This is a genomic window from uncultured Campylobacter sp., from assembly GCF_938045595.1.
Classification (GTDB): Bacteria; Campylobacterota; Campylobacteria; order Campylobacterales; family Campylobacteraceae; genus Campylobacter_B.
Map to the genome: position 1 here is coordinate 1 of NZ_CALIBB010000085.1, position 4,012 is coordinate 4,012.

7 protein-coding genes are annotated in these 4,012 nt (G+C 45.0%); 4 read left to right on the top strand and 3 right to left on the bottom strand.

The window, feature by feature from the left end; genetic code table 11:
- The 4 genes from Q0340_RS03300 to nhaA form a co-directional block, all read left to right on the top strand.
- A partial coding sequence (locus Q0340_RS03300) for a signal peptidase II (protein ID WP_298082152.1) occupies nt 1-159 on the top strand: 159 nt, incomplete at its 5' end.
- Entirely contained in the window at nt 146-538 is a 393-nt protein-coding gene (locus Q0340_RS03305) for an SHOCT domain-containing protein (protein WP_298082146.1), read from the top strand. The genes Q0340_RS03300 and Q0340_RS03305, both read left to right, overlap by 14 nt.
- A gap of 10 nt (nt 539-548) precedes the next feature.
- Nucleotides 549-989: a CopD family protein gene (locus Q0340_RS03310; protein WP_298082147.1), complete on the top strand. Its 441-nt coding sequence runs from the start codon at nt 549-551 to the stop codon at nt 987-989.
- A gap of 64 nt (nt 990-1,053) precedes the next feature.
- Entirely contained in the window at nt 1,054-2,217 is a 1,164-nt protein-coding gene (gene nhaA / locus Q0340_RS03315) for a Na+/H+ antiporter NhaA (RefSeq protein WP_298082148.1), read from the top strand.
- A gap of 156 nt (nt 2,218-2,373) precedes the next feature.
- Here the strand turns inward: nhaA and Q0340_RS03320 are convergent, their stop codons facing one another.
- The 3 genes from Q0340_RS03320 to ruvC all read right to left on the bottom strand — a co-directional run.
- Nucleotides 2,374-2,901, bottom strand: a complete 528-nt coding sequence (locus tag Q0340_RS03320) for an isochorismatase family cysteine hydrolase (protein WP_298082149.1) — start codon at nt 2,899-2,901, stop codon at nt 2,374-2,376.
- Nucleotides 2,901-3,707 (bottom strand): nitrilase-related carbon-nitrogen hydrolase, encoded by an 807-nt coding sequence (locus Q0340_RS03325; protein WP_298082150.1) that lies wholly within the window; start codon nt 3,705-3,707, stop codon nt 2,901-2,903. Before Q0340_RS03325 ends, Q0340_RS03320 begins: the two co-directional genes overlap by 1 nt.
- 8 nt (nt 3,708-3,715) lie before the next feature.
- The coding region (ruvC, locus tag Q0340_RS03330) for a crossover junction endodeoxyribonuclease RuvC (RefSeq protein WP_298082151.1) at nt 3,716-4,012 on the bottom strand (297 nt) is incomplete at its 5' end.

The window sequence follows — 4,012 nt, forward strand, 5'->3', positions numbered from 1 at the left end:
CGCTTCATTCGCGGTGGCGTCGTGGATTACGTCGCGTGGCATAAGTGGTTTGAGTTTGCGGTGTTTAATTTTGCCGACGTGATGATCGATCTAGCCGTCGTGATTTTTATTTTTCAGGGCTTACGCGCCGCAAAAAAGGAGAAAAATGAAGAGAAATAATTACATCGCTTACGCGCTTTGGTTTTTAGGTGCGTTTTCGTGGGTCGCAGCTATGCCGATCGGTGGCGGACTGCATAGAATTTATTGCGGCAAATTTATCAGCGGATTTGCTCAAATCGCGCTATTTTGGCTGGGAAGTTTTACGCTGTGGTTTTTAGTGGGCTTTTTGTTTTGGGCGATTTGGGGAATTTGGATTTTGCTGGATATATTTTTCGTAGGAATTTGGGTGGAAGATTTAAATGCTTTTGTAAGTGAGACGGAGGAAGACGACTACGAGGGGCGTCTAAAAAAAGTCGATGCGCTCTTTGAGCTGTATCAAAAAGGCGCGATTTCCAAAGAGGAATTTGAAGCTAGAAAAGAAATTTTAATGAGAGATTAAGGAGGCTAAAATGAGTTATTTTTGGTTTAAATTTGTCCATTTTGCGGGCTTTATTTCATGGATGGCGATGCTGTTTTATATGCCGCGCCTGTATGTATATCACGCTGAAAATTTAGACAAGCCGGATTTCGTAAAGGTCGTTAAAAAGATGGAGCGGATGCTGTATCACGCGATCGGTTGGATAGCAATGGCGGTGACGGTTTTTAGCGGCGTGATGCTTATCATTTTAAATCCTGGGCTTATGAAAATGGGGTATTTTCATATAAAATTACTAGCCGGGGTTTTGCTAATCTGTTATCATTTGTGGCTGTATTATTATATGTATAAATTTGAAAAAAATGAGTGCCGCAGGAGCGGAAAATACTTCCGTGCGATCAACGAAGGCCCTACGATCCTGATGTTTATAATACTTTATGCGATGCTAATAATGCCGAATTTACCGAGCAACTAGCCCGTTTTGATAAAAATTTAATTAAAATTTGCATAAAATTAGAGCAAAATTTTAAAGGAAGCATGTGCAACATATCATTAAGAAAATTTTATCAAGCGAAAGTAGCGCGGGAATTATACTGCTTTTATCCGCAGTTCTTGCGATCATCGCTCAAAACGTAAGCTTTTTATCAAAATACTATGAGGCGTTTTTACATCTAAGTTTTACCATAGGCGTCGGCCCCGCAAAGCTCGATGAATCGATGCATTTTTTAGTAAATGACGTGCTCATGGCGATATTTTTCTTTGCCATCGGACTTGAGCTCAAGCGCGAAAAGATCGAAGGGCAGCTGCGCCATTTCTCTCAAATTTTACTTCCTAGCTTCGCAGCTCTGGGCGGAGTAATGATGCCTGCGATCATATTTTCGATCATCAACTGGGGCGATGCCGTCGCGATGAAGGGCTGGGCGATCCCAACGGCAACCGACATAGCCTTTGCCGTGGGTGTGATGGCACTTTTAGGCAAAAAAATCCCCGCGAGCCTTAAAATTTTTGTCCTAACGCTTGCGATAATGGACGATCTGTGTGCAATTTTAATCATCGCTTTGTTTTATTCCTCTACCATAAACGCAATCTATCTAGGCGGTGCAGCTGCCTGTGTCGCAATAATGCTAGCGATGAGCAGACTTGGCGTCGATAAAAAGCTTCCGTTTATCATCGTAGCCGTCGTACTGTGGGTGATGGTACTAAACTCGGGCATCCACGCGACTATCGCAGGAGTACTGGCGGGCTTTTGCATCCCGCTTAAGACCCGCTCGGGCTCTATGCTAAAGGATATGGAGCACGGACTAGCCTACCCCGTAAATTTTTTCATCTTGCCGATCTTTGCCTTTACAAACGCAGGCGTTTCGCTAGCAGGCATCAGTCCTAGCTTCCTTTTCGGTCCGGTGCCGATGGGCATCATGCTCGGACTATTTTTCGGTAAACAGATCGGAATTTTTGCCTTTAGCTGGATCTTAATCAAAGCCAAAATCGCCTACATGCCCGAAAACGCAGGCTGGCCGCAGCTTTACGCAGTAGCAATCATCTGTGGTATCGGCTTTACGATGGCACTTTTCGTCGATGGCCTGGCATACGGCGGCAGCGATATGTATCATTACACGGACAAGCTCGCGGTATTTTTAGGCTCGATAATTTCCGGAGTAGTAGGATTTTTCGTCGCAAAAGCAGTCGCGGTAAAACAAAGCTAAATTCCATAAAAAGATTAAAATTTTAAAATTTTACGAGCAACACAAAATTTCAAAATTATACCGCTCAAAAATTTAGAATTTTAAGAACGGCTCTAAAATTTTAAAATTTATAAGCTAGAAAATTTAGCTTGAAATTCTGTTTAATCTAAGTACAGCTTAAATCACCAAAATACCCGCATTTTGCATTAAGCTTAGCGCACATTCGTCGTAGTAGCCGCGCTCATGATTCGGCGCATCGTAGGTAGCTACCGCATCGCGCGGAACGATGACGTCTTTATCGGCGCCAATTTCGTTGAGATAGGTGCGCAGGCTAAGCGCAAACTGCATCACGCAGATATCGGTGCAACAGCCCGTAATCACAAAGCGATCAAAGCCGCCCAGAATTTTCTTATCCAAATTATGAAAGCCGTTAGTGCTGCGCTTAAAAGTGACGTTTTGCTCGCTTAAGTAGGGCGCAAGCTCCTCGATCACCTCCGCTTCGGGCGAGCCAACTAGACAGTGGATCGGATAGCGCTTCATCTCCAAATCCCGCTCGGCGTGAGCGTCGCAGATGAAATGCACGTTTTTCGCCGCCTCAATCTGTCTAAGCACCGCAGGGGCGATCTTTACTATGCTGGGATCGGACATCGCGCCGAATTTTACGAAGCCGTTTAGCATATCGATCACAAATACCAAAGTTTTCATCAAAACTCCTTATAAATTTCAGGTTTCATATCTTTTAAAAGATCCATTTTAGCGCGAAATTTTAAAATTTCATTTAAATCCGCTCGAGCAATCTTCACGGCTTCTTTTTTGCCTAGGCGCGCGACGATCTCGCCGCCGGGACCGATCAGCATGGAATTTCCGCCGAAACTCTCGCCCTGCCCCGTATCGCCGCAGCCGTTTACCGCGCAGATAAAAATTTGATTTTCGATCGCGCGGGCCTTAGCGAGCGTGATAAAATGCTCTATGCGGCTTTGCGCGAACTGCGCGATTACAAAAACCACTTGCGCGCCGCGAAGCACCAAGGCGCGAAAAATTTCACAAAAGCGCAGATCGTAGCAGATCGCGACGCCGATTTTGACCGCGCGATTTTTAAATTTGATCTCGCAAATTCCCAACCTATCGCCGCCACTTACGATCTCGTTTTCGCGAGCGAGCGAAAAGGCGTGGACCTTGTCGTAGCGTAAAATTTCGGCTCCGTTTTGATAGACGAAAGCGGAATTATAAATTTTATCTCGCTCGGAGTTTATCGATCCGCCTATTAAAACAGCGCCGCAGTTTTGCGAAATTTCGCTTAAAAATCCCTTCGTTCGCGCAGCTCCCGCGTCGGCTAAGCGCTTGAAATTTTGTACACAAAAGCCCGTGTTAAATGCCTCGGGCAGCACCAATACGTCCGCGCCGCGTTTTAACGCGCGATCGATCAGCCCGCGCGCGCGGATAAAATTTTGCTCACAATCTGCAAAATTTTGAGCCATTTTCACGTCCATTTGCAAAATAGCGATTTTCATAAAACCTCCTATTTAGGCGCTAAGCGCATAACATTTGCATGCGTAAGCGCGATAGCTATAGCATCCGTAATATCAAGCGGCTTAATCTCCTTATTAATCCCCAAGATCCGCTTCACCATGAAAGCAACTTGCTCTTTCGCAGCCTTTGCCTTTCCTGTGACAGATTTTTTTACCTGAAGCGGCGTATATTCGGCAAAATTTCCAAAAATTTGTAAAATTTTAAGAGCCAGCGCGCCGCGAAACTGAGCGAGCTTTAAAACAGACTGCGGATTATAGGCGTAAAACATCGATTCTATCGCGACCTC

Bases quoted from the DNA above. Each gene is read 5' to 3' on its own strand.
- Q0340_RS03325 (WP_298082150.1), bottom strand. From the start codon at position 3,707: ATGAAAATCGCTATTTTGCAAATGGACGTGAAAATGGCTCAAAATTTT.
- Q0340_RS03305 (WP_298082146.1), top strand. From the start codon at position 146: ATGAAGAGAAATAATTACATCGCTTACGCGCTTTGGTTTTTAGGTGCG.
- Q0340_RS03310 (WP_298082147.1), top strand. From the start codon at position 549: ATGAGTTATTTTTGGTTTAAATTTGTCCATTTTGCGGGCTTTATTTCA.
- Q0340_RS03320 (WP_298082149.1), bottom strand. From the start codon at position 2,901: ATGAAAACTTTGGTATTTGTGATCGATATGCTAAACGGCTTCGTAAAA.